The 23,965-nt window shown below is 65.9% G+C and carries 19 protein-coding genes and 2 riboswitches; of the genes, 6 read left to right on the top strand and 13 right to left on the bottom strand.

The genetic code is table 11. From position 1 onward, the window contains the following. The 13 genes from uraH to ACFOKF_RS11715 form a co-directional block, all read right to left on the bottom strand. On the bottom strand, positions 1-330 hold the full coding sequence (gene uraH / locus ACFOKF_RS11775) for a hydroxyisourate hydrolase (RefSeq protein WP_380795835.1): 330 nt from the start codon (positions 328-330) through the stop codon (positions 1-3). Continuing rightward, entirely contained in the window at positions 327-1,745 is a 1,419-nt protein-coding gene (locus tag ACFOKF_RS11770) for an FAD/NAD(P)-binding protein (RefSeq protein WP_380795834.1), read from the bottom strand. Before ACFOKF_RS11770 ends, uraH begins: the two co-directional genes overlap by 4 nt. Next, positions 1,742-2,185 (bottom strand): 2-oxo-4-hydroxy-4-carboxy-5-ureidoimidazoline decarboxylase, encoded by a 444-nt coding sequence (gene uraD, locus ACFOKF_RS11765; RefSeq protein ID WP_380795832.1) that lies wholly within the window; start codon positions 2,183-2,185, stop codon positions 1,742-1,744. The genes ACFOKF_RS11770 and uraD overlap by 4 nt, the downstream gene beginning before the upstream one ends. After that, on the bottom strand, positions 2,182-2,562 hold the full coding sequence (hpxZ, locus tag ACFOKF_RS11760) for an oxalurate catabolism protein HpxZ (RefSeq protein WP_380795830.1): 381 nt from the start codon (positions 2,560-2,562) through the stop codon (positions 2,182-2,184). Before hpxZ ends, uraD begins: the two co-directional genes overlap by 4 nt. Beyond that, positions 2,559-3,434: an allantoinase PuuE gene (gene puuE / locus ACFOKF_RS11755; RefSeq protein WP_380795829.1), complete on the bottom strand. Its 876-nt coding sequence runs from the start codon at positions 3,432-3,434 to the stop codon at positions 2,559-2,561. Before puuE ends, hpxZ begins: the two co-directional genes overlap by 4 nt. Next, on the bottom strand, positions 3,431-4,612 hold the full coding sequence (locus tag ACFOKF_RS11750) for a pyridoxal-phosphate-dependent aminotransferase family protein (RefSeq protein WP_380797765.1): 1,182 nt from the start codon (positions 4,610-4,612) through the stop codon (positions 3,431-3,433). The genes puuE and ACFOKF_RS11750 overlap by 4 nt, the downstream gene beginning before the upstream one ends. Before the next feature lie 55 nt (positions 4,613-4,667). Continuing rightward, entirely contained in the window at positions 4,668-5,918 is a 1,251-nt protein-coding gene (locus ACFOKF_RS11745) for an allantoate amidohydrolase (RefSeq protein WP_380795827.1), read from the bottom strand. Further along, positions 5,912-7,489 (bottom strand): gamma-glutamyltransferase family protein, encoded by a 1,578-nt coding sequence (locus ACFOKF_RS11740; RefSeq protein WP_380795825.1) that lies wholly within the window; start codon positions 7,487-7,489, stop codon positions 5,912-5,914. Before ACFOKF_RS11740 ends, ACFOKF_RS11745 begins: the two co-directional genes overlap by 7 nt. Further along, positions 7,489-8,400 carry a 5'-methylthioadenosine/S-adenosylhomocysteine nucleosidase gene (locus ACFOKF_RS11735; protein WP_380795824.1) on the bottom strand — a complete coding sequence of 304 codons (912 nt, stop codon included), beginning with the start codon at positions 8,398-8,400 and terminating at the stop codon, positions 7,489-7,491. The genes ACFOKF_RS11740 and ACFOKF_RS11735 overlap by 1 nt, the downstream gene beginning before the upstream one ends. Beyond that, on the bottom strand, positions 8,400-9,767 hold the full coding sequence (locus ACFOKF_RS11730) for an NCS2 family permease (protein ID WP_380795822.1): 1,368 nt from the start codon (positions 9,765-9,767) through the stop codon (positions 8,400-8,402). The genes ACFOKF_RS11735 and ACFOKF_RS11730 overlap by 1 nt, the downstream gene beginning before the upstream one ends. Beyond that, positions 9,764-11,104, bottom strand: coding sequence for an AtzE family amidohydrolase (locus ACFOKF_RS11725; RefSeq protein WP_380795821.1), 1,341 nt, complete (start codon positions 11,102-11,104; stop codon positions 9,764-9,766). The genes ACFOKF_RS11730 and ACFOKF_RS11725 overlap by 4 nt, the downstream gene beginning before the upstream one ends. Further along, positions 11,101-12,246 (bottom strand): bile acid:sodium symporter, encoded by a 1,146-nt coding sequence (locus tag ACFOKF_RS11720; protein ID WP_380795820.1) that lies wholly within the window; start codon positions 12,244-12,246, stop codon positions 11,101-11,103. The genes ACFOKF_RS11725 and ACFOKF_RS11720 overlap by 4 nt, the downstream gene beginning before the upstream one ends. A 101-nt stretch (positions 12,247-12,347) precedes the next feature. Next, positions 12,348-12,956, bottom strand: a complete 609-nt coding sequence (locus ACFOKF_RS11715) for a TetR/AcrR family transcriptional regulator (RefSeq protein ID WP_380795818.1) — start codon at positions 12,954-12,956, stop codon at positions 12,348-12,350. A 104-nt stretch (positions 12,957-13,060) separates the two neighbouring features. On the opposite strand from ACFOKF_RS11715, the gene ACFOKF_RS11710 reads away from it, so the two are divergent. The 6 genes from ACFOKF_RS11710 (at position 13,061) to ACFOKF_RS11685 (ending at position 23,961) form a co-directional block, all read left to right on the top strand. Then, on the top strand, positions 13,061-15,973 hold the full coding sequence (locus ACFOKF_RS11710) for a DUF2339 domain-containing protein (RefSeq protein WP_380795816.1): 2,913 nt from the start codon (positions 13,061-13,063) through the stop codon (positions 15,971-15,973). Between the two features lie 66 nt (positions 15,974-16,039). Then, positions 16,040-16,279: riboswitch (cobalamin riboswitch) on the top strand. A gap of 169 nt (positions 16,280-16,448) precedes the next feature. After that, positions 16,449-17,486: a HoxN/HupN/NixA family nickel/cobalt transporter gene (locus ACFOKF_RS11705; RefSeq protein WP_380795815.1), complete on the top strand. Its 1,038-nt coding sequence runs from the start codon at positions 16,449-16,451 to the stop codon at positions 17,484-17,486. A 36-nt stretch (positions 17,487-17,522) separates the two neighbouring features. Beyond that, a riboswitch (cobalamin riboswitch) is annotated at positions 17,523-17,745 on the top strand. A gap of 189 nt (positions 17,746-17,934) precedes the next feature. Further along, positions 17,935-18,972: a cobalamin biosynthesis protein CobW gene (gene cobW / locus ACFOKF_RS11700; protein ID WP_380795814.1), complete on the top strand. Its 1,038-nt coding sequence runs from the start codon at positions 17,935-17,937 to the stop codon at positions 18,970-18,972. Positions 18,973-18,981: 9 nt separating this feature from the next. Further along, on the top strand, positions 18,982-22,224 hold the full coding sequence (cobN, locus tag ACFOKF_RS11695) for a cobaltochelatase subunit CobN (RefSeq protein ID WP_380795813.1): 3,243 nt from the start codon (positions 18,982-18,984) through the stop codon (positions 22,222-22,224). After that, positions 22,221-23,348, top strand: a complete 1,128-nt coding sequence (locus ACFOKF_RS11690) for a cobalamin biosynthesis protein CobG (RefSeq protein WP_380795811.1) — start codon at positions 22,221-22,223, stop codon at positions 23,346-23,348. The genes cobN and ACFOKF_RS11690 overlap by 4 nt, the downstream gene beginning before the upstream one ends. Next, positions 23,332-23,961, top strand: coding sequence for a precorrin-8X methylmutase (locus ACFOKF_RS11685; protein ID WP_380795809.1), 630 nt, complete (start codon positions 23,332-23,334; stop codon positions 23,959-23,961). Before ACFOKF_RS11690 ends, ACFOKF_RS11685 begins: the two co-directional genes overlap by 17 nt. Positions 23,962-23,965: the final 4 nt, after the last annotated feature.

The following is a 23,965-nucleotide window of genomic DNA, read 5'->3' as shown; positions in this document are numbered from 1 at the left end:
TCAACTGCCCCGATAGGTGGAATAGCCATAGGGCGATACCAGCAGCGGGACATGATAATGGCCTTCGTCCGCGACACCGAAGTCGACAGTGACGATGTCCAGAAAGGGCGGATCGGCCAGCATCGTGCCGCGCGCCCGATAATAAGCGGCGACCGCGAAACTTATCCGATAGCGGCCCGGTTCGATCGGCGGGATGCCGGGGCAGCGGCCGTCCGCATTGGTTGTTCCGGCGAACAGCAACGCTCCGGTGTCGGACAGCAGTTGCAGCGACACGCCTTCAGCCGGGCAGCCATGGGCGGTGTCGAGGACATGGGTGGACAGGCTGGTCATTCCGCCGCCTCCTGACGGGGCCATTGGCCCAGAAATTCATTTTCGTCATAGGCGATCAGATCGGCGATCAGCGCGTCCCGATCGTCCAGAAACAGCTGATCGGTCACACCCCGGATCAGGCGGGGCAGCGCGGTCTGAAGCCCCGACAAGGCGGAGGCGGAAAGGCCAAGGCTGATGAGCGCAGAATAGTTGAAGGCGAACAGACCATGAAGCTGCGTCGCATCGCCTTCTTCACGCGGTGTCAGTTCGAAACCGGGGCCAAGATAGGGATGCGCGTCGATCAGGGCATTGGCATCGCCTGCAGGCGGTGTGTAGCGATCGGCCCAGCGCGCAATATGCGGCGCGATCTGAGACAGTTCCGGGCGCAGGCCGGGATCGCTGATCAGTCCGGTTGAAAGCACCACGAAATCAAAGTCATGATGCCCCTGCGGCGTCATGACGCGCACCTGTCCATTTCGTTGTTCGCACGCGATCCATGGCGATCCCAGATGCAGGTCGAAACCGGGCCAACTGGCCGCCCGCGCGAACGTGTCGTTGGTCGGCGGCTGGTTGTGGCCAAGGAAGCTCGCCATCACCGCATATTTTTCCGCATCCGACAAAGCGGGGTAGCGTCCGGTGAAGCCGACCCGCTCCATGAAGCGGATGGGGTTGATGCGTGGCAATATCGCGCGGCGGATGAAGACATGCGCCTGCGCCACGCCCAGCGACAGGGCATGGTTCGCATTGTCGAAGGCGGATGCGCCGCCGCCCAATATGCCGATCCGCTTGCCCGCCAGCGCGGCATAGTCGATCGCCTCGCTGGTATGGGCATAAAGGCTGCGGGGCAGGGCGTCGCGGATCATGGCAGGCGTATGCCATTCGCCCCCGCCCTGAATGCCGGTCGCCAATATGACCTTGCGCGCCAGCAGAGCTTCCTGTCCATCCAGATGCAGCCGGTGCAGGCCGTTCCCCAGCGGTTCGATCAGGGTCAGGCGCGTCTCGTTACGCACCGGCAGGGCCAGCACCCGGCGATACCAGCGCAGATACTCCATCCAGTCGCCGCGCGCGATCTTGTCCACCGCGTCCCAGCTCTGCGCGCCGTGCTGCGCCTCCCACCAGGCGCGATAGGTGAGCGCGGGCACGCCGAAGTCGATGGGATTGAGCGTCTTGGGCGTGCGCAGCGTGATCATCCGCGCATAGCTTTCCCACGGGCCTTCAAAGCCTTCGGGGCTTTCGTCGATAATCAATATGTTGGACACACGCTCGCGCAACAGGCCAAAGGCGGCGGCCAGCCCGCTCTGTCCTCCGCCGACGATGACGACGTCATGGACATGGCCTTGTGGATGGGCGCGCGCCCGCGTCCAGTCCGCGCCGCCAAAGCCGATCAGGCTCAGTTGCCGGGCGAGGTCCGTCTCCAGCGCAGCCAGCCCGTTCATGCCGCCATGTCCTTCAGGCGCAGGCGCACGATTTCGCCAATCTGTTCGATTGCGGTTGCGATCTCGGCGTCGCGATCATGGCGCAGCCGCTGTTCCATGGCCGCCAATATACCCGCCTTGTCGGTCAGTCGCACGCAGATGATGAACGGAAAATCGAAGCGATCCTGATAGGCGGCGTTGAGGTCATGAAAGCGCACATATTCCTGCGGCGTCAGGCGATCCAGCCCGGCGCTCGCCTGTTCGGCCGCTGACGCTTCGGTCAGCGTCTTGTCGATCGCCGCCTTGCCCGCCAGTTCGGGATGGGCGCGGATCAGGGCCATCTGTTCCTCGCTGCTGGCGCTGTGGACCACCGCCATCAGATCCGCCCAGCGATCGCCGGATGACGGTCGCGCGTTGGCGCGCGCCTCGATCCAGGGGCTATGTTCGAACAGCGCGCTCAATGTGTGTTTCCCTCGAGGGATACATGGGCTGAGACGACCTTCCATCCATCGGGGAACTTGACCCAGCTTTGGGTTTGGCGACCACGGCGGTCGTTGTTGTTGCGGAAGAACTCTGCGTCGGCCGTCGCGAAATTGTCGCCATATATGGTGATGGCGACCTTGCCGAGGGTGCGCTGGGGGGATCCGCCGCGGCCCTTGCGGAAGGCGCGGATGGCGTCGATGCCGTAGAGCACCTCGCCCACGCCATAGCGGTTGGTGGTGGGCGCGTCGTGGAACAGCGCGTCCATGGCCGGGATGTCATCCTCCATCAGCGCGCGCTCATATTCGGCGAAGGCCGCGGTCATTTCGGCAAGCAGATCGGGGTCGTCGATTTTCATAGCGGGTGAACCTCCATCCAATGGCGGGCGATGTCGATGCGGCGCGCGACCCAGGCGTCGCCGCTGACGGTGACATGATCGAGGAACCGGGCGAGCGCGCGGGCGCGGCCGGGACGCCCGGCGATGCGGCCATGCAGGCCGACCGACATCATCCGCCCGCCTTCTTGCGCCAGCTGGTCGAACGTATCGCGCAGATAGCGGAAGAACTGCTCGCCCTCGGTAAAGCCGTTATAGGCCACCATCTTCATATCGTTGGCGTCGAGCGTGTAAGGGACGATCAGCTGGCCCTGATGATAATAAGGCAGATCGTCGGCATAGCTGTCGGCGTCATAGGTAAAGCCGCCTTCCTCGCGGATCAGGCGCGCCGTGTTGGGCGATGTGCGGCCCTGATACCAGCCGAGCGGCCGGCTGCCGGTCAGCTTTTCGTGCAGCGCGATCGCCTGCGCGATATGATCCCGCTCGACGTCTTCGGGCACGCTTTGATAGTCGATCCATTTGAGGCCGTGGCTGGCGATCTCCCAATCGGCGGCCAGCATCGCCTCAACCGCCTGCGGGTTCATCGCCATGGCGTTGGCGACGCCGAAGACCGTGACCGGCAGGCCGCGATCGGTGAAGAGCCGGTGCAGCCGCCAGAAGCCGGCGCGGCCGCCATATTCATAGAGGCTCTCCATCGCCATCGCCCGATCAGGATGGCTGTGCGCGCCGACCATTTCGGACAGGAAGGCTTCGGACCCCTTGTCGCCATTGAGGACGCTGTTCTCCGCCCCTTCCTCATAGTTGACGACAAACTGCACGGCGATCCTGGCCCCGCCGGGCCAGCGCGGATCGGGCGGGGTTTGGCCATAGCCGATCAGATCACGGGGATCGCTCATGCGCGCCACGCCTCTATCGCCGCCGTCACCGCCGCGCCCGCAGGCAGGCGATAGCCTTCCATCCGCAGGCAGGCTTCCAGTGCGCCCAGCGTGATCAATATCTTGTGCTGCATGGCGTTATAACCCATCGCCCCGATCCGCCAGATGCGCCCGGCGAGCGGACCGAAGGCGGTGCCGATCTCGATCTCGAACGTCTCGCGCATCGCGGTGCGCACCCGATCGCCATCCACGCCCTCGGGAATATAGACGCCGGTCACATTGGTCATGCGATGGGCATCCTCGCCAAAGAGGGTGAGACCCATGGCGCGCAGCCCGGCGCTCATCGCCCGGCTGGCGGCGGCATGGCGGGCATAGCGCGCCTCCAGCCCTTCGCCCAGCATGATCCGGGCGCATTCGCGCGCGGCATAGAGCATCGAGGTCGCCTCGGTATGATGGTTGAGCCGCTTCTCGCTCCAATAATCCATGATCATGGCGAGATCGAAATAGTTGGAGCCGATGCGCGGGCCGCTGCCATCGACCATGCCGGGGGCGCGGATGCCCGCTTCGGTATGGCGGCGGGTGAAGATATGGTCGGCCGCGCGATCGGAAATGGTGATGGGGGCCGATCCGGAAGGGCCGCCCAGGCATTTTTGCAGGCCGCCGGTAACGATGTCCGCGCCCCAGCGGTCGCTGGCCAGTTCCATGCCCCCGATCGTCGCGGTCGCATCGACATAGAGCAGAGCGCCCGCCGCATGGCAGAGATCGCCCAGCCCATCGAGCGGCTGCGCCATGGTGGTGGAGGTATCGCCATGGATGGTGGCGACCACTTTGGGCGCGGTCCGTTCGATGGCGGCGGCGATGGCGTCCAGCGGCACGACCTCGCCCCAGGGCGCGTCGACCGTCTCGATCACCGCGCCGATGCGGCCCAATATCTCGCCCAGCAGCAGCCCGAACCGGCCGAAGTTCACCACCAGCACCGTGTCGCCCGGCGCGACCAGGCTGACCAGCGCCGCCTCTATCCCCGCGCGCGCGGTGCCGTCCACCAGCATGGTCCAGCGATTATGCGTGCCGAAAATCGGGCGATAGAGCGCCATGACCTGGTTCATATAGCCGGTCATCTCGGGATCGAACTGGCCCAGCAGATCGGCCGACATGGCGCGCAGCACCCGGGGGTGGGCGTTGACCGGTCCCGGCCCCATCAGCAGCCGCTGGGGCGGATCGATCTCGCCAAAGAGGGTCGGATCGCATGGGGCGTCAGGCGTCGGCAAAAGTCTCTCCCAGTTTCTCGATAAAGCCCGTCATCGCCCGCAGTGCGATGTCCACATCGGCGGGATCGACATGCTCGGCCGGATTATGGCTGATCCCGTCCCGGCAGCGGATGAACAGCATCGCGGTGGGGCACAGCGCCGCCATCACCATCGCATCATGGCCCGCGCCCGACACGAGGCTGAAGGGCGGCTGGCCGGCGTCGGCGATCGCCGCGTCCATCAGGTCCATGAGCGCCGGGTCGCAGGGGCTGGCCGGCAGGTCGTGCACCTGCGTCACCGACAGGCGAAGGCCGCGCGCGGCGGCAATCTCTTCCAGCGCGACGCGGATCGCCTGCGCCGCGCGGTTGCGCCGCGCTTCCTCCCCCGATCGCACGTCGATGGTGAAGCGCACTTCGCCCGGAATGACATTGGCCGCGCCCGGCAGCGCCTCGACCCGGCCCACCGTGGCGACCAGATCGGAGGCGTCGTCGCAAGCGATGCGCTCGATCGCCAGCATCATCTGCGCCGCGCCGGTCATTGCGTCGCGGCGCAGGCCCATGGTGGTGGTGCCGGCATGGTTGGCCTGTCCGGTGACGGTCGCCGCAAAGCGCAACTGCGCCGCGATGCCGGTCACGGTTCCGATGGCCAGACCCTGCGCCTCCAGCACCGGTCCCTGTTCGATATGCGCCTCCAGATAGGCGAGCGTCGTGCCGGGCGCGCGCATGGCGGAGAGATAGCTATCAATGTCGATGCCTGCGTCCTGCAACGCCACGCCATCGCCATCGCGCAGGTCGAGCGCGTCCGGGGAGAGCGTGCCGGCCACCGCCCGGCTGGTCAGCATGGCGGCGGGAAAGCGCGATCCTTCCTCGTCGCCAAAGGCGATGACCTCGATTCCGAAGGGCATGCGTCGGCCGGCCCGGTGCAGCGCGGCGACCGCCTCCACCCCCAGCATGATCCCCAGCGGCCCGTCATAGCGGCCGGCATCGCGCACGCTGTCGAGATGGCTGCCGATCAGCAGCGCCGGGGCGCCGGCGTCGCTGCCTGCATAGCGGCCGATGAGGTTGGCGGCGGCGTCGCGCCGCACGGTCATGCCCGCTTCCTCCATCCAGCCGGCCAGCGCCGTCTGCGCCGCGGCATAGGCCGGCGTCAGATAGGCGCGGTACAGGCCGCCCTCCATGTCGCTATAGGGCGATACGCCCAGCGCGTCGCAGCGCGCGACCGCGCGGTGTCCGCCGGCCTGGTCTTTGGCCCCTACCATGCCGCAACCCCGCCATCGCTGCGCGGATCGGTCGCGCCGTCCAGCCGTCCGTCGGGATGGCGTATGATCGCGCCGGCATGGCCCATCATCGCGGTCAGCGGGCCGACCCGCTCGACATCATGGCCCGCGGCAATGAGGTCGGCATAGAGGCTCTCGTCAAACCCGTCCTCCAGCTTGAGCGTGGTCGACTGTTCGCCCCAGGTGCGGCCCAGCAGCCAGCGGGGCCGGCTGATCGCCTCCTGCACATCCACGCCATAGCGGGCATAGCGGGTGAAGAGCGCAGCCTGCGTCTGGGGCTGGCCCTCGCCGCCCATCGTGCCATAGGCCATGACCCGGCCATCGTCGAAGACGGCCAGCGCGGGGTTGAGCGTGTGGAAAGGCTTGCGCCCGGGCCTCAGCGCATTCCAGCCGCTTTCCGCCAGGCGGAAGCTGCTGCCGCGATTTTGCCAGATGATGCCGGTCTTCGGCAGCACCAGCCCCGATCCGAACTCATGATAGGTGGACTGGATGCAGGATACGAGCCGGCCTTCGCCATCGGCCGCCGCGAACCAGCAGGTATCGCCATATTGGGAAGGCTGCGGCCAGGGCAGCGCGCGGGCGGGATCGATCTTGCCCGCCAGCGCATCCAGGGCGGCGGGATCGTCCAGCAGGCCCTGCCAGTCATAATCATGGAACGCCGGATCGCCGACATGGACGTCGCGGATCAGGAACGCCTGCTTGGTCGCCTCCACCAGCCCATGGACATGGTCGAAGCCATCGGCCTGCTGCGCCTGAAGCCGGTCGAACAAAGCCAGGATCAGCAGCGAGGCGAAGCCCTGTGTGGGCGGCGCGCTGTTATAGAGGGTCGCGCCCCCGATCGCGGCATGCAGCGGATCGGGGCGTGTGGCGACATGCGCGGCCAGATCGGCGGCGGACACCGGGCTGCCCAGCAAGGCGAGATCGGCGGCGATGTCGGCGGCCAGCGCGCCGGTGTAGAAGCTCTCCAGACCCTCGGTCGCCAGCCGTTCCAGCGTGTCGGCCAGTTGGGGCTGGCGCAGAACATCGCCCTCAACCAAAGGCTGGCCTTCCGGTTCGAAGATCGCCGCATAAGCGCCCGGCTGCCCCCGCAACTCGTCGCCCTTGGCCGCAGCGATGCCCGCGCCGCCCGCCGTCACCGCCACGCCGGCCCGGGCATGGCGACAAGCATCGCGCAGCAGGCGTGAGAGCGGCAACCTTCCGCCCTCCAGCGCCGCCGCCCAGCCCGATATGGTGCCTGCCACCGTGTTCGCCGCCAGCGGTCCGCGCGTCGGCACCGCTTCCAGCCCCGCATAGAGCGCCAGATCCGCCGCCCCCGCCGCGCCGCCGCAGCCATGGATCGCATGCACCCGCCCATCCGGCTCGCGCATCACCCAGAAACCATCACCCCCGATCCCGGTCATATGCGGATACACAACCGCCAACGTCGCAGCCACCGCCACGCACGCATCAACCGCACTCCCACCGTCCCGCAACACCGACAAACCCGCATCGCTCGCCAAAACATGCGGCGATGTGACCATGCCGTTATGGGCGGATATGGTCCTCAGGGGCATCAGTTGGGCAACTCCGCGACGAAGGCGTGGACGACATGCGCGCTATTGACCGAGGCGAGCGCCATGAAGGCGACCATCTGGTTTTCGCCCGCGTCGCCACCGGCCAGGTCCGACAGGCTGCGGAAGACGATCGTCGGCACCTGATTTGCATAGGCGACCTGCACCACCGCCGCGCTTTCCATGTCGAGCACGCGGGCCTTCCATGCCGATGCCAGATAATCGCGGAACTCGGCATTGTCGGCGAAGACGCCCGCCGAAACGCCGGTGCCGCCAACGACGATCTTGGGATCATGCGGCAGACAGGCGGAGGCTTCATTCCGGACGCAGCGTTCCAGCTTCACATCGCCCGCAACCTTCTTCGCCAGATCGAACAGGGCCGGATCGACGCCAAAGCTGTAATGGCGCTTTACCGCTTCCGTGGCATTGCCCATGCGCACGCCGCGCGGGAACATCATGCCCCAATTGGCGGGCGCATCCGCATCGACCGCTTCGGGCACTTTCCAGCTATCGCCGGTCTTGCGGGCGAAGGAGACTTCCAGATATTGCGCCCAATCCTGCGGCACGATGACGTCGCCGATCGACAGGCCGGGATCGACTCCACCGGCAATGCCGGAAAAGACGATGCGCCGCACGGTGAAGCGATCCAGCACCAACTGCGTGTTCATCGCGGCGTTCACCATCGACACGCCGCTCTGCATCAGCAGCACCGGTTTTCCCGCCATTTTGCCGGTCAGGAAGGTAAGACCGTTAATCTTGTAGCTCTTCGGCTTGTCCACGGACTTGACCAGCGCGTCCCATTCGGGGGGGAAGGCGGTCATGACGACGGTGCGGGGCGTGCTGTCCAGCTTGCGGGCAAGCGCCGGGGCGGGAAGGGCGGCGAGCGCCAGCAGAGTGAAGGCGAGGACGCGCATCAGGCGGCTCCCATCCAAACGAAGCGAATGACGAAAAGGCCGGCGAGCAGGAAAAGGAACCAGTCCTTGCGCGTGGCCGTGCCCCGCAAAGCCTTCAAGGCCGCATGGGCGGTGATGCCGAAGGCGAGGCCATTGGCGATCGAGAAGGTGAGCGGGATCATGGCGACTGTCAGGAAGGCGGGGATAGCCGACATGGGGTCTTCCCACTCGACCTCCGTCAGCGGCAGCAGCATCAGGCCGCCAACGATGATGAGCGCAGGCGCCGTCGCGGCCAGCGGCACCAGTTGCGCATAGGGGGCGACGAACATGGTCAGAAGGAACAGGATGCCGGTGACGACGGCGGTCAGCCCGGTGCGTCCGCCCGCCTGCACGCCAGCTGCGCTTTCGACATAGGAGGTGACGGTGCTGGTGCCGGCCATCGACCCGACCACCGTGGCGATGGCATCGGTGGTAAGGATGCGGTTGAGGCCGGGGATGCGCCCCGCCGCGTCCATTATCCCTGCGCGCTTGGTGACGGCGACCAAAGTGCCGATATTGTCGAACAGGTCGACGAAGAGGAAGACGAACAGGATTTCGAGGAGGCCAAGGCCATGGCTGCCGGTCAGGCCGAACACGCCGGGCAGGTCCAGCTTGAACGCCGTGCCGGTCAGCGCGTCGAGGCTGTAGGGTTCGGGTTTCACCGTCACCATGCTGGTCAGCCAGCCGACGATCGTCGTGGCGACGATACCGATCAGCATCGCGCCGCGGACATTCCAGACGGACAGGGTGCCGATCACCAGCAGCCCCAGCAGCGCAAGCGCTGCGCCAGGGGACTTGAGATCGCCCAGCGCCACGAAGGTTGCCGGATTGGCGCCGACGATCCCGGCGTTCTTCAGGCCGATGAAGCCGATGAATAGCCCGATGCCGCCAGCGACCGCCGCGAACAAATAGGTGGGGATGACGGCCACGATCAGTTGCCGGACGCCGGTTGCGGTCAGGATGAGGAAGGCGACGCCGGAAAGGAAGACGCAGCCCAGAGCGATCGGCCATGGCACGCCCATCTGGCCGACGACAGTAAAGGCGAAATAGGCATTGAGGCCCATGCCCGGTGCGAGCGCCAGCGGCACATTGGCGGTCAGCCCCATCAGGATGGAAGCGAAGGCGGCGGCAAAGCAGGTGGCGGCCGCGACTGAAGCGACCGGCATTCCGGCTGCGCCCAATATAGCCGGATTGACCAGAACGATATAGGCCATGGTAAGGAAGGTGGTGATCCCCGCCAATATTTCCGTCCGTGCGGATGTGCCCCGCTGGCTGAGGCCAAAATAGCGATCCAGCGTGCCCGCCGGCGGCGCTGGCGCCTCCGTTTCCGCGATTTGCGGCTGCATCATGCAATATCCCCCGAATATGTGCCGGTCGCCAGACTGACGCCGGTGATGCCCTTTTGCTCCAGTTGGGCCGCGAATTGAAACAGCGCCGGTTCGGTGCCCGGCTTGCCGATCAATTGCAGACCCAATGGCAGTCGTCCGGGACGATAGAGCGGAACGGCGAGCGATGGGAAGCCGGTGAAGCTGATCGGCTGGCTATGAATGCCCAGATCCGCGCGCGCCGCACTCATCGCGCCATCGATGAGGATGCGGGGATCATCGACTAAAGGCGCGGAACAAGGCGTGGCCGGGGCGATCAGCACATCATAGGGCGCTATCAGGTCTGCCACTCCGTTGATGAATCTGATACGGAAAGCCTGTGCCTTTTCATAAAGATCATGAGGCAGCAGAGCGCCCGCGATTAGGCGGTCGCGCACTTGCGGATCGAACAGCATTGCGTTGCGTGTCAAGGCGTCTTGATGCAGACGGCCGCCCTCAAATGCGGTGATCAGGAAGGCGGCGGATCGCGCACGGGCGATGTCGGGCAGAGTGATGACCGGGGCGTTGGGCGCGATGGCATCCATCGCGGCGACCTGTTCGGGATCGACATTGTCGGCGAAACGCCCACCGAGGCGCGCGATGCGCAGCGGTCGATCCTCTTCCGTAGCGGAGCGGCCGCTCAATATCTCCCAGAGGAGCGCCATGTCCGCCAACGATCCGGTAAAGGGGCCGATATCGTCGAAACTGTCGGCGAAAGGAAAGACGCCGCCCATGGGCAGATCGCGATGGGTGGGTTTCAGGCCATAGAGTCCGGTCAGGCTGGCGGGGACGCGGATCGACCCGTTGGTGTCGGAGCCGAGCGAGAAGGGCAGCAGGCCAGCAGCTACGACCGCCGCCGATCCGCCAGACGATCCGCCCGCCAGTCGCGTCAGGTCGTGCGGGTTGCGGGTGGTGCCATGCAGCGCGTTAATGGTTGCAAAACCATAAGCAAACTCATCCATGTTGAGCGTGGCGATCAGCACCGCGCCGGCATCACGCAGTTTGCGGATGGCTGCTGCATCGCTGGCAGCCGGCGGGGCGTCGGCATAGAGGCGCGACCCCGCTGTGGTCGGTAGGCCGGTGACGTCGAACAAGTCCTTCACGCCATAGGGTACGCCGGCCAGCGGTCCCGGATCACCGCCGGCCGCCACCAGCGCGTCGATCCGCTGTGCCTCCTGCCGCGCGCGATCGGCCAGCGTCCGGGTGACGGCGCAGAGCGGGGATGCGCGCTCCGCCAGCCTGATCAGGCATTGTTCGACATGATAAACCGCAGACAGGCGGCCGCTGCGTACAGCCTGGGCGATGGCGACGGTTCCGGTCATGCGGCGTCTTTCCCGTCGCTGGCCAGCATAATCCCGACATGATGATCGAGCAGTGCCATGTTAGCGACCACGCCGGGCATGCAGGCCGGATCGATTGGCAGGTCGATTTCTGCCGCAGCGCGGCTGATTTCCGCCTCTGTGCGGGGCAAGGAGGAGGGTACGATGCTTTCCTCTTGGCGGCGGAAGCGCATGGCGAGGGCGGCGCAGAGGAAAAGCTGCAACTGGTGAAAGATCATCAGCGGCAGGATCAATGGCCCGACCTGCGCAGCGGGGAACAAAGCGCCGGCCATGGGCACGCCCGACACCAGGCTCTTCTTCGATCCGCAGAAGAGCAGCACGATCGCATCTTCACGAGGCAGGCTGAAAAGGCGCGCAACACCGATATTGGCGCCCATGACGATTGCTAGAATGAGCGAACTGAGCAGCAACAGGATCAGCAAGTCACCAAAGCCGACCTGCGTCCAGATGCCGCCAACGACCGCCGCGCTGAAGGCGGAATAGACGACGAGCAGGATCGAACCGCGATCCACCGGCGCCAATATCCCCTTATTACGATCGATGAAACCGCCGATCAATGGGCGCAGCAGATGGCCGGCGATGAAGGGGAGCAGCAATTGCAATGCGATGCTCTGAACAGAATGGAGCGCTGCCGAGCCGCCGCTGCCGCCGACATGCAGCGCCAGCGCGACCCATAAGGGCGTCAGCACGATGCCGATCAGGTTGGAAAGGGACGCACTACACACGGCAGCAGCGACATTGCCACCGGCGATGGCCGTAAAGGCGATTGAGGACTGCACGGTCGATGGCAGCAAGGTCAGATAGAGAAGGCCCGACGCGAGCACGGGATCGATCCATCCCCTCAGCAGTAGCGTCAGCGTGATCCCCACGACAGGGAACAGAATATAGGTAGAGCCAAAGACCAGCAGATGCAGCCGCCAATTTCCAGCGCCCTGACGAATGGCGTCGCGAGACAATTTGGCGCCGTGCAGAAAAAAGAGCAGGGCAATGGCGCAATCCGCCAGAATATCGACGGCCGCTGCTGTCTGTCCTTCCGCGGGTAGCAACGATGCGCATCCGACCGTGGCGACCAGCCACAGCAGGAATGGGTCGATCCGCAGGGACAAGGGGGAGGGGCGCGTCATGGCGGCCTTATGTACGTCTTACCCCTACCGATCCAATAGAATGACTTCAACGGATCGTTGCAAAAAAGAGGGCGGTCGTGACGGTCGCCAGCCTGTTGTTATTACGACGCCTCTGCCATCCCCATGACCGCAGCCAATGACTCCCGAACGCGGGCCGTGGCCAGTTCCAACGGTTCGGTTTCTCCCAATAAGGCGAAACTGCCGTTAAGGGCAAAGGTGCAGTGGCCGTGAACCGTCGCGATCAGGGAGCGCGCCAGTCTGGGCGCTTCGCCTTTCCTGTTTTCAGGCAAGACGGCGGCGATCTCGCGCGTCACGACGTCGGTAAGGGTGCCGCGCCGTATTGCGAGCGCTTCCGGCATGGCCATGTCGGCTGGCAATCGATGATCATAAATGGCTGTCCACACATTATAATGGCTGACGGCAAAGCTGAAATAGCCCTCCACCAGCGTGCCGATCCGGTCGGCCGACGATGCCGCCAGCCGATCTTCCAGATGTGAGGCCCATTGTTCAAATGTGTGGGTGTTGATTGTCGCTACCAGCAGATCATAACTGCCGAACACATTATAGAGCGTGCCGACGGTATAGCCGATGCGCTTGGCGATTTCCCGCGCGGAAAAGCGAGCGAAGCCGACCTCCGCCATCAGGCGGTGTCCCTCCTCCAGAATCAATGCCTCCAGTTCGGCGCGGCTATGGTCGGATCGTCTGCCCATGGCATGGCTCTAGAAACTTAATTGAACACTGTCTAATATTTTAATTGATCAGTGTTCAATTTGAGCTTATCCAGCAGGCTCCCATGGCGAATGGAAGGTCTGTCATGCTGGCTGTGCTACTTTTGGTCCTATTGGGTGCCGTGCTGTTCGATACGCGGCGTCGCGTGATGGCGCTGGAGGCGCGCATCGCCATATTGGAAGCAGAGGCGCAGCCTTTGCCAGTACCCGTTGCGCCGGAACCTGTGCGGGTGGTGCGAGATAGCGTGGAGGTTTCGCCGCCCACGCCCACGCCGGTGGTCACGGTGCGTCGCACGCCATGGACAGAGGCGGTTGTTCAGCCGAAGGTCGAGCCGGAGCCGGAAGTCGTCAATGCCGCGTCGATCGAAGATGTTGCGTCCGCACGGCCCGCCTTCGGCTTTGAAGAGTTGTTCGGGCGGCGCCTGCCGATCTGGGCGGGCGGTGTCACGCTGGCGGTTGCGGGTGTTCTGCTGGTCAAATATTCCATCGATTCCGGCCTGTTGTCGCCTGTCATTCGCGTGTTGCTGGGCCTGATCTTCGGTGCTGGCCTGATCGCTGGCGCGGAAGTCGCGCTGCGGCAGGAAGAACGGGTGCGCGATGCCCGCGTACGGCAGTCGCTGGCGGGCGCTGGTCTTGCCACCCTTTATGCCGTCATATTGGCGGCGGCCAATCTCTATCATCTGGTCGGGCCGGGGACAGCCTTTGTCGGTCTGGCCGGAGTGACTGCGCTGGCCATGGTCCTGTCGCTGCGCTTTGGCGCGCCCAGTGCCATGCTGGGGCTGGTGGGTGGTCTGGCCGCGCCGGCGCTGGCGGGGGCGGACGAACCCAATATTCCGCTGCTGTCCTGTTATCTGGCGCTCACCATCGGCGGCCTGTGCGCCTTGTCACGGACGCAGCGCTGGATGTGGCTGGGTGTCGGCGCGCTGATCGGTGGCGCGGGTTGGGGCAGCCTGTTGCTGCTGTCGGGCGCGCTGGATTTGGCGTCTTCGCTGTCGGTGGGCCTGCTCATTCTGGCGATCGGCATCGCCTTCCCGCTGTTCGCCTTCTCAGGCAGCCGGGCCACGCTGATCCGTGCGGCGTCGGCGGTGGTGGCATCGGCGCAGATGGCGGCGCTGATCGCGACCGGTGGTTTTGCGCTGCTGCACTGGGCGCTGTTCGGCCTGTTGTCGATCGCCTTCCTCTGGCTGAGCGGTCGGGAGCCGGCGTTGCGCCGCCTAATGCCTGTCGGGCTGGCGGTGGGGCTGTTGCTGGCTGGGGCCTGGCCTGCGCCGGCGGCTTCCAGCTTCATGCTGGTCGTGCTGGGGCTGGCCATGATCTACGGCGGCGGCGCGTTGTGGCGGCTCTGGCGCCCGGCGGGTGGGCTGATCGAGGCGGGGCAGGTCGCTGGCGTGGCGCTGGGTGGCCTGGCGGTGAGCGTGCTGCATTTTTATCGCGGGTCGGCGACCGATGATCTGCGCTTTGCGCTGATCGCGCTTGTCGCCAGCGCCTTGCCTGCTGTCGCTGTGGCGATGGGCTGGCGCAATCCAACGCGGCGGGACGACGCACGGCTTGCCCTGCTGGCGACCAGCGCGGCTATCCTGCTGGCCCTTGCCGGGATTTTCGGCCTTGCCGGATGGACCTTGCCGCTGGTGGTCGGGATCGTCGCGGTTGCCCTGTTGCTGCTGGCGGCGCGGGCCGGGGACATGAGGATCGAATATAGCGGTTGGGCCTTTGCCTTCACGGCGGTCGCATCGCTGGTGTCCGGGGATCGGGGGCTGGGCGAGCTTGGCCGACTTGCCGGCCTTGGCGCGGATGCCGGGCCGGCTATCGCCCTGCTGCGCTGGAGCGGCGTGGCGCTGGCCCAGATGCTCTATGCCTGGCGGGCGCGACTGGCCGAAGGGCGGCTGGTGGCGCAGATCGTCGCGACACTGTGCGCTTATGGTGCCTTTGCGCAGGTGGTGCCGGTCCTCTGGCTTGCCCCGATCGTTGCGCTGGGTCTGCCGTTGCTGGCCGAGGGTGCGTGCCGCCTGCCGCCGTTGCGCCTGCTGCCTGCGCTGGCGACCCTGTTCCTGCTGACATTGCTCTGGGCGGCGGAACCGCTGCTGGCGTGGATCGACCCGGCGATGCTGTCGCTGCTGGGGCGGCCGATGCTGGTGAGCCTGTTGCCCGATAGGGTCGACATGCTGCTTCGCCTTGCCTTGCCGGCCGCGCTCATTGGGCTGGCGGTGATCCGGGGGAAGCAGGCGATCGGTCTGATCGGACGGAAACTGGCGGTGATCGCGGCCGGCCTGTTCGGTATGATCGCCCTGCATATCCTGTATAAGCAGGCCTTCGCCATCGCCGACCATGCCGCCTTCGTGCGGGCCGGCCTGGCCGAGCGTACGCTTTGGGAAGGCTTGTTGATCATGGCGGGCTGGGCCGCATGGCGCCGGTTCAATCAGCGGGAGATCGGCCTGACGCTGGTACTGGCCGGGATCGCGCATAATTTGCTCTATACGCTGTTGCTGCATAACCCGTTCTGGGCGGCGCAGGCGGTGGGTAGCGTGCCGCTGTTCAACCTGCTGGTGCCTGCCTTTGCCATTCCGCTGATCGGGCTGTGGCTGGTCGGACGAATGGCGCCAGAACCGGCCGAGCGTTGCATGCGCTATCGCGAAGGCGCCTATATGGTCCTGATCCTGCTGTTCGCCTTTACCATGCTGCGCCAGTTGTTCTGCGGGCCGATGCTGAACCTGCCCTATCTGTCGGCGGGTGAGGATATTGGCCGCTCCGTTCTGGCGATCGCGCTGGCCATCAGCTTCCTGCTATGGGGTATTCGGCGCGGTGGACGCGACTGGCGGATTGCATCGTTGTTGCTGATGCTGGGGGCGGTGGCCAAGGTGTTCCTGCTTGATGCATCGGGCCTGACCGGGTTGCCGCGCATCGCATCCTTCCTGGCGCTGGGCTTCAGCCTGATTGGCATCGGCTGGCTTTACAGCCGTCATCTGCGTGTCGATGCCCGGCACGGGCGGGCTGAAAGCTGAACTTTCACCCGCTTGGCAAGCGGGTGACGCCGGGTTATGCCCGGCGTCGGCCGATGGGTTCACCCATTGGCCGCCGATCGCGCCGGTGCCTCGTGAGGGGCTTTAAAAGGGAATGCGGTGCGGGGGACTCGTCCCCCAAATCCGCGGCTGTCCCTGCAACTGTAAGCGGTGAGTGCGACGCATAGGCCTTTCTGAAATAAGGAAGGCAGCCACTGGGCCGGACGCTAAATCCTGCGAGGCCCGGGAAGGCCATGCGTCAAGCGTCGACCCGCGAGCCAGGAGACCTGCCGGCGTCTGGTCGCTCTTGCCCTGGTCCAGGGGATGGCCATGGCACGGTATCACTCCGTCTGAGCGACGAAAGAGCGGCGGGGGCCGCCTTGGAACCGTGCGTCGGTCGCTGATGGCGTCCGGTCGATGCGCGCTGGCCCCTGTCTTGTCGCATGATGCCGGGGTGTTTCCTTTTCCCATGACTGACATGTCCAAATCTTCGACGCCGCGCCTGCGGCATCGCGTGACCGGGTTGATGGCCGCGCTGATCGCGGCGAATATCGCCGTTTGGCTATGGGCCTTTGCCCAATTTCATGACCAGCCATTGATGCTGGGGACGGCGCTGCTCGCCTGGGGGCTGGGGCTGCGCCATGCGGTGGATGCCGATCATATCGCTGCGATCGACAATGTGACGCGCAAGCTGATGCAGGATGGGCAGCGGCCGATCACCGTCGGCTTCTGGTTTGCGATCGGCCATTCGGCGATCATCGCTATCGCCTCCGTCACGATCGCGCTGACGGCCAGTGCGTTGGCCCGGTTCGAGAGTTTTCGCGAGGTTGGCGGGATCGTGGCGACCGGCGTGTCGGCGACCTTCCTGTTCGCGATCGCGGCGATGAACCTGATGATCCTGCGGTCGGTGTGGAAGAGCTTTGCCCATGTCCGGGCGGGCGGCGCCTATGTCGAGGAGGATCTGGACCTGTTGCTGGGCAATCGCGGGCTGTTGGCGCGCCTGTTCCGGCCGATGTTCCGGCTGGTCAGCGCAAGCTGGCATATGGCGCCGCTGGGCTTCATCTTCGGTCTGGGCTTCGATACCGCGACGGAAGTGGCGATATTGGGCCTGTCTGCCAGTCAGGCCGCCGATGGCATGGCGATCGGCACGATCCTGGTGCTGCCCGCTTTGTTCGCCGCCGGCATGGCGCTGGTCGATACGGCGGACGGGGTGGTGATGCTGGGCGCCTATGAATGGGCGTTCGTGAAGCCGATCCGCAAACTCTATTACAATATCACCATCACCCTGATTTCGGCGCTGGTCGCGATCGTCATCGGCGGGATCGAGGCGATGGCGCTGATCGGCGACAAGCTGGGGCTGGAGGGTGGCCCTTGGCGGATCGCGGCGGAACTGGGCGAGAATTTCAACAGTCTGGGTTTTGCCATTATCGGCCTGTTCATCCTCTGCTGGGTGCTGAGTTTCGGCATTTATCGTTGGAAACGCTTTGACGAGATCGAAGTGCGGACGGCTGGTTGAACAGCGTTGGCTTGGCGGCCGATTTGGTTTAGGGCGACGAACATTGATCGCGCCGGTGCCCCGTAAGGGGCTTTAAATGGGAATGCGGTGAGAGGGGCTTGCCTCCTCAATTCCGCGGCTGTCCCTGCAACTGTAAGCGGCGAGCGCGATGCGCATGCTCTCCTTGCGAGAGCGGCCACTGGACCCCAAAAGGTCTGGGAAGGCGCGCATCAAGCCTTGACCCGCGAGCCAGGAGACCTGCCGGCGTCTGGTCGCTCTTGCTCTGGTCCAGGGGATGGCCATGGCACGGTAGTTTCTTCCGTCTGAGCGACGAAATCGTGTGGCTGGGGCTACACGGTGCGGGATGCCGGGCGCCCTGTCGCGTCCGCCCGTCGTCGCGCGTCGGTCGGCGTCTCTTGGGGATGCCGGCAAGCCCCGCCTGTCGTCGTTTGGCGCGCGGGAGAATAACATGTCCGATCTGGCCAAGCTGCCGGTCACTATCGTCACCGGCTTTCTGGGTGCCGGCAAGACCACGCTGATCAGCCATCTGATCCGCAATGCCGGCGGGCGTCGGCTCGCGGTGGTCGTCAATGAATTCGGCACTTTGGGTGTGGATGGCGACATATTGAAAAGCTGCGCCATTCCCGATTGCCCGGCGGAAAATATCGTCGAACTGGCCAATGGCTGCATCTGTTGCACCGTCGCCGATGATTTCATCCCCACGGTCGAGGCGCTGCTGGCGCTGGAGCCGAGGCCCGACCATATATTGATCGAAACCTCAGGGCTGGCGCTGCCCAAGCCGTTGCTCAAGGCGTTCGACTGGCCGGCGATCCGGTCGCGCATCACCGTGGACGGCGTGATCGCGCTGGCCGATGCGGAGGCGGTGGCGGACGGGCGGTTCGCGCCCGATCTGGAAGCGCTGGAGGCGCAGCGTCTGGCTGATCCGGGCATCGACCATGAAACGCCGCTGTCCGAAGTGTTCGAGGATCAACTGGCCTGCGCCGACATGGTGCTGCTGACCAAGGCGGACCTTGCCGGGCCGGAAGGCGTCGCCGCCGCGCGGGCGGTGATTGCGGCCGAAACGCCGCGTCCCTTACCGGTGATCGAACTGGTCGAAGGGGTGATCGACCCGCGCGTGCTGCTGGGCCTGAATGCGGCGGCGGAGGATGATCTGGCTGCGCGTCCATCGCACCATGATGGCGAGGATGATCATGAGCATGAGGATTTCGACAGTATCGTCCTGACGCTGGGCGAGATTGCCGATCCGGCTGACCTGACTGCGCGGATCGAGCGGCTGGCGCGCGAGCAGCAGATTTTGCGGGTGAAGGGCTATGCGGCGGTGGCCGGCAAGCCGATGCGCCTGCTGGTGCAGGCGGTCGGCGCGCGGGTGCGGCACCAGTATGACCGGCCCTGGCGGCCTGGCGAAGCGCGTGCAACGGCTTTGGTGGTGATCGCCGAGCATGATCGCATCGATGAGGCTGCGATCCGGGCCGTGCTGGAAGGCTGAGCTACCCCGATGCACGTCATCTTCCGCGAGACCCATGGGATCGAGGAAGCGGCTGTCCCGCAGGATCTGGGGCAGACGCCTGCCGATCTTGTCTTCCTGTCCTTTTCGGACAGCGATCTGGCCGCCTTTGCGGCGGGTTGGCATGGCGCGCGCGGCGTGTTGCCGACACTGCGGCTCGCCAATCTGGCGGCGCTGACGCATCCGCTGTCGGTCGATACCTATATCGAACGGACGCTCTTCGGGGCGAAGGCGATCCTGATCCGGCTGATCGGGGGGGCATCCTACTGGACCTATGGCCTGCAACAGGTCGAGGCGCTGGCGCTGACGCGGGGGATCGCGCTGGCGGTGCTGCCGGGGGACGGGCGGCCCGATGCGCGGCTGGAGGCGGCCTCGACCGTGCCGGCTGCGACGTTGCGGGCACTTGCGCGGCTATGTGACGAGGGCGGTGCGGTGGCGGCGCAGGTGGCGCTGGGGCTGCTGGCGGGTGCTGCGGGACTAGGTGGGGCGGAGTCGCCGATTGCGTCTTTGCCGATGGTCGGGGCGTGGGATGGCGATCTGGCGTCTCCGGCGGTTTTCGAAAGCCGGACGGATCGGCCACGCATCCTGCTGGTCTTCTATCGTTCCTATCTGACGGCTGCGGATACCCAGCCATTCGAGGCGCTGCGCGATGCCTTTGCCGGGCGGGGCTTCGACATGGTGGGGCTGTTCGCGCCCTCGCTCAAACCGGTTGAAATACGGGATCAGATTGCGGACTGGGTGAAGGCCTATGCGCCCGCCGCGATCATTAATGCCACCGCCTTTTCCGCGCGGGGAGAGGATGGCACGACCCCGCTCGATGGCGCGGGCGTGCCGGTGTTCCAGCTGGCGCTGGCGACATCGGGACGGCAGGCGTGGCAGGAGTCGGCGCGGGGCCTGTCGCCCGCTGACCTCGCTATGCATGTCGTCCTGCCCGAAGTGGATGGGCGGCTGTTTGCCGGGGTGGCGAGTTTCAAGGAAGCGCAGGCGCGCGACCCGGCGCTGGAATTTGCGCGCGGCGCGCATCGGGCGGACCCGGCACGGATCGCGGCCATTGTGGACCGGGTGGCGGCTTGGGTACATCTGCGCCAGCGCCCGGTGGCGGAGCGGAAACTGGCGCTGATCCTGTCGACCTATCCCGGCAAGGCGCATCAGATGGCGCATGCGGTGGGGCTGGATGCGATCGCTTCGGCGGAGGCGATGCTGGGCGATCTGGCCGGGGCTGGCTATGCGGTCGAGGTGGCGGGCGATCTGGTCGCCGACCTCCAGCGCGAATATCTGACCTGGTCGCTGGCTGACTATCGGCGTGCGCTGGCGTCTTTGCCCGACGCGCTGCGCGATGATCTGCATGTGGTATGGGGCGCGCCGGACAACGATCCCGATTTGCGGGATGGGGCTTTCCATTTCCCGGCCGTGCGGCGCGGCACGATGATCCTCGCGCTCCAGCCCGAACGTGGTCTCACGCATGATCGCGCCGACAGCTATCATGACCTGTCGCGCTGCCCGCGCCATGCCTATGTCGCTTTCTATCTGTGGCTGCGGACGCAGGGGATCGATGCGCTGGTCCATATGGGCGCGCATGGCACGCTGGAATGGCTGCCGGGGAAGGCGGTTGCCCTGTCCGACGCCTGCTGGCCCGAAGCACTGATCGGGACGACGCCGGTCATCTATCCCTTCATCGTCAATGATCCGGGCGAGGCCGCGCAGGCCAAGCGGCGGATCGGCGCGGTGACGATCGGCCATGCGCCGCCGCCGCTGGCGCCTGCGCGACAGGGGGCGGGGCTGGGGCGGATCGAGGCGCTGCTCGACGAATTTTCCAATGCCGATGGGCTTGATCCGGCGCGGCGGCAGCGGTTGCAGGCGGACATAAGCGAGGAATCGCGCGCGCTGGGGCTGGAGGCGGAACTGGGTATCGACGCCAGCCTGTCCCCGGCGGAGGCGATCAGCCGGATCGATCGCTTCGTCTGCGACGTTAAGGAAAGCCAATATGGCGACGGCCTGCATATTTTCGGCCGGGGCGAGCAGGGCGTGGCGGAGCGCGATGGCCTGTTGGCGGCGCTGGATGGGCGGCGGGTTGCGCCGGGGCCGTCGGGATCGCCGCATCGCGGGCGGACCGATGTGCTGCCGACCGGCCGCAACCTGTTCATGGTCGATCCGCGCGCCGTGCCATCCCGCGCGGCGCATACGCAGGGCATTCGTCTGGCCGAGGAACTGATCCGCCGCCATTTGCAGGATCATGGCGATTACCCGAAGGGGCTGGTGGTCGACCTGTGGGGATCGGCAACGATGCGCACGGCGGGCGAGGATTATGCCATGGCGCTGCATCTGCTGGGCGCAAAGCCGATCTGGGATTTCGCGTCGGAGCGGGTGACGGGAATAGAAATCCTGCCGCTGGCGATGCTCGATCGGCCGCGCATTGATGTGACATTGCGCGTCTCCGGCCTGTTCCGCGATGCCTTTCCGACGCTGCCCGTGCTGTTCGGGCAGGCGGTGCGCGCCTTGTGTGACAGGGATGAGCCGACCGACTGGAACCCCTTTGCGGGAATGGCGCCCGCCTCGCGCGTCTATGGGCCGCAGCCCGGCCATTATGGGCTGAACATGGGCGATGCGGCGGAAACCTACACGGACGACGCACGCCGGGCGGCCGGGGAGGCGTGGCTCGCCGCGTCCGATCAGGCGCTGGACGTGGATGTGCGGGATGCGGATGGCCTGCGCGCGCGCGTCGCGGCGGCGGATGCCTTTGTGCATGCGCAGGATTTGCCCGAAACCGACCTGCTGCTGGCCGCCGATTATGCCGCGCATGAGGCGGGCTTCGCCGCCGCGCAGGCGGTGCTCGGGGGCAAGGCGGCGCTTTACCATCTTGACGCGCGTGATCCGGCGCGGTTGGCGGCGCGGCCGCTGACCGAGGAGATTGCCCGCGTGGTGCGCGCGCGCGCTGCCAATCCCGGCTGGGTGGATGGCATGATGCGCCATGGCTTTCGCGGCGGGGCGGAACTTGCGGCGACGCTCGATCATCTGGGTGCCTTTGCGCATCTGGCAGGCAGCGTGCCGAATCATCTGTTCGATCTCTATCATGACGCGACGCTGGGACGGGCGGAGGTTCGTGCTTTCCTGAGCGACGTTAATCCCGGCGCGCTGGCGGCGATGGAGGCGCGTTTTGCGGCGCTCCATGCGGCAGGCCTGTGGCGCACGCGGCGTAATTCCATTCTCGCCAGTTTGGTGGGGGAGGCACCATGAGCCAGATCAAGGGCTGGTGCCCCGATGCCTGGCATCCGATGGCGGCGGGCGATGGCCTGCTGGTGCGGGTGCGTCCGATGATGGGACGGATCGATGGCGCGCAACTGGCGGGCTTGCGTGACGCAGCCCTGGCCTATGGCAATGGGCTGATCGACCTGACCAGCCGCGCTAATCTCCAGATACGCGGTGTCAGCGAACAGGGCTGGGAGCCTCTTATTAGGCGGCTGATAGCTCTGGGCCTCGTCCATGCCGATCCGATCATGGAGGCGCGCCGCGCGCTGCTGGTCGCGCCGGATTGGGAAGCGGGGGATGATACGGCCTGTATCGCTGCGCAATGGGCCGATCGGCTGGCAGAATTTCCCGATCTACCGGCCAAAGTGGGCTTTGCGATCGATGCCGGCTCCGCACCTCTGTTGACGGGCAAGGCAGGCGATTTCCGGATCGAGCCGGGTGCGCAGGGCGGATTGATTTTGCGCGCGGCCGGTCGGCCGACCGGCGTGGCGGTAACGCGGAGCGATGCCGTCGATGCGCTGCTGGCGCTGGCCCACTGGTTCGTCGCCTGTGGCGGCCGTGAAGCCGGACGCATGATGCGGCACAAGGCGGCATTGCCAGACTGGGCGCAGGGAGATGTGGCGACGGCGACGCCTATCCTGTCGTTGCGGCCGGGGCAGCATGCGCTTGGCTTTATCTATGGCGTGCCGTTCGGGCAGATCGACGCAGCGACTTTGGCGGAGTTGGCACCGCACGCCATCCGGCTGACGCCATGGCGGATGCTGATCGCCGAGGGTGCGGAGGGCCGGGCGATCGAGGGGCTGTTGCAAGATCCGGCCGATCCGCTGCTGCGCGTCGATGCCTGTCCCGGCCAGCCTTCCTGCCCGCAGGCCAGTGTCGAGACGCGCGTGCTGGCGCGGCAGATCGCCCCCTATGTGAACGGCCGCCTCCATATCTCCGGTTGTGCCAAGGGCTGCGCGCGATCCGCGCCGGCGGCCCTGTGCCTGACCGGGCGCGAGGGTCGCTACGACCTTGCCCGCCATGCCAAGGCTGGCGCGCCGCCGCAGCGGGCTGGCCTCACCCATTCCGACATATTGGCCCATTTGGGAGTGACCGATGCCGCATGTCTATGAAACGGATGGCGCGGCCATCTATCGCCAGTCCTTCAGCATCATCCGGGCGGAGGCGGCACTGGACCGTTTTTCGTCCGAAGAGGAGCCGGTCGCGGTCCGCATGATCCATGCTGCCGGGATGGTCGATCTGGCCGAGCATATCCGTTTTTCTCCTGGCTTTGCGGCGGCGGCGCGTGGCGCCCTGGCGCAGGGCGCGCCGATCCTGTGCGACGTGCGGATGGTGTCCGAAGGGGTGACGCGCGCGCGCCTTCCCGCCGACAATGAGGTGATCTGCACGCTGGGCGATCCATCGGTGCCCGAACGGGCGCGCGCCATGGGCAATACCCGGTCCGCCGCCGCGCTGGAGCTATGGCGGCCGCATCTGGCGGGGGCGGTGGTGGCGATCGGCAATGCGCCGACTGCGCTGTTCCATCTGCTTGATATGCTGGCCGACCCCGAATGTCCCCGTCCGGCGGCGATCATCGGGTGCCCGGTGGGCTTCGTCGGGGCGGCGGAATCCAAGGCGGCCTTGTGGGCGGAACAGCTGGTGCCCTGCTGCATCGTGGAAGGACGGCTGGGAGGCAGCGCGATCACCGTGGCGGCGATCAACGCGCTGGCGAGCTACGCGGAATGAGCAA

It is taken from the genome of Sphingobium rhizovicinum (assembly GCF_042647625.1).
In the GTDB taxonomy this organism is placed as follows: Bacteria; Pseudomonadota; Alphaproteobacteria; order Sphingomonadales; family Sphingomonadaceae; genus Sphingobium; species Sphingobium rhizovicinum.
Note: the sequence above shows the minus strand (reverse complement) of the source record. Positions and strands in the feature narration are given on the sequence as shown.

Bases quoted from the DNA above. Each gene is read 5' to 3' on its own strand.
- uraH (WP_380795835.1), bottom strand. From the start codon at position 330: ATGACCAGCCTGTCCACCCATGTCCTCGACACCGCCCATGGCTGCCCG.
- ACFOKF_RS11770 (WP_380795834.1), bottom strand. From the start codon at position 1,745: ATGAACGGGCTGGCTGCGCTGGAGACGGACCTCGCCCGGCAACTGAGC.
- hpxZ (WP_380795830.1), bottom strand. From the start codon at position 2,562: ATGAAAATCGACGACCCCGATCTGCTTGCCGAAATGACCGCGGCCTTC.
- puuE (WP_380795829.1), bottom strand. From the start codon at position 3,434: ATGAGCGATCCCCGTGATCTGATCGGCTATGGCCAAACCCCGCCCGAT.
- ACFOKF_RS11750 (WP_380797765.1), bottom strand. From the start codon at position 4,612: ATGGGGCCGGGACCGGTCAACGCCCACCCCCGGGTGCTGCGCGCCATG.
- ACFOKF_RS11745 (WP_380795827.1), bottom strand. From the start codon at position 5,918: ATGGTAGGGGCCAAAGACCAGGCCGGCGGACACCGCGCGGTCGCGCGC.
- ACFOKF_RS11740 (WP_380795825.1), bottom strand. From the start codon at position 7,489: ATGCCCCTGAGGACCATATCCGCCCATAACGGCATGGTCACATCGCCG.
- ACFOKF_RS11735 (WP_380795824.1), bottom strand. From the start codon at position 8,400: ATGCGCGTCCTCGCCTTCACTCTGCTGGCGCTCGCCGCCCTTCCCGCC.
- ACFOKF_RS11730 (WP_380795822.1), bottom strand. From the start codon at position 9,767: ATGATGCAGCCGCAAATCGCGGAAACGGAGGCGCCAGCGCCGCCGGCG.
- ACFOKF_RS11725 (WP_380795821.1), bottom strand. From the start codon at position 11,104: ATGACCGGAACCGTCGCCATCGCCCAGGCTGTACGCAGCGGCCGCCTG.
- ACFOKF_RS11720 (WP_380795820.1), bottom strand. From the start codon at position 12,246: ATGACGCGCCCCTCCCCCTTGTCCCTGCGGATCGACCCATTCCTGCTG.
- ACFOKF_RS11715 (WP_380795818.1), bottom strand. From the start codon at position 12,956: ATGGGCAGACGATCCGACCATAGCCGCGCCGAACTGGAGGCATTGATT.
- ACFOKF_RS11710 (WP_380795816.1), top strand. From the start codon at position 13,061: ATGCTGGCTGTGCTACTTTTGGTCCTATTGGGTGCCGTGCTGTTCGAT.
- ACFOKF_RS11705 (WP_380795815.1), top strand. From the start codon at position 16,449: ATGTCCAAATCTTCGACGCCGCGCCTGCGGCATCGCGTGACCGGGTTG.
- cobW (WP_380795814.1), top strand. From the start codon at position 17,935: ATGTCCGATCTGGCCAAGCTGCCGGTCACTATCGTCACCGGCTTTCTG.
- cobN (WP_380795813.1), top strand. From the start codon at position 18,982: ATGCACGTCATCTTCCGCGAGACCCATGGGATCGAGGAAGCGGCTGTC.
- ACFOKF_RS11690 (WP_380795811.1), top strand. From the start codon at position 22,221: ATGAGCCAGATCAAGGGCTGGTGCCCCGATGCCTGGCATCCGATGGCG.
- ACFOKF_RS11685 (WP_380795809.1), top strand. From the start codon at position 23,332: ATGCCGCATGTCTATGAAACGGATGGCGCGGCCATCTATCGCCAGTCC.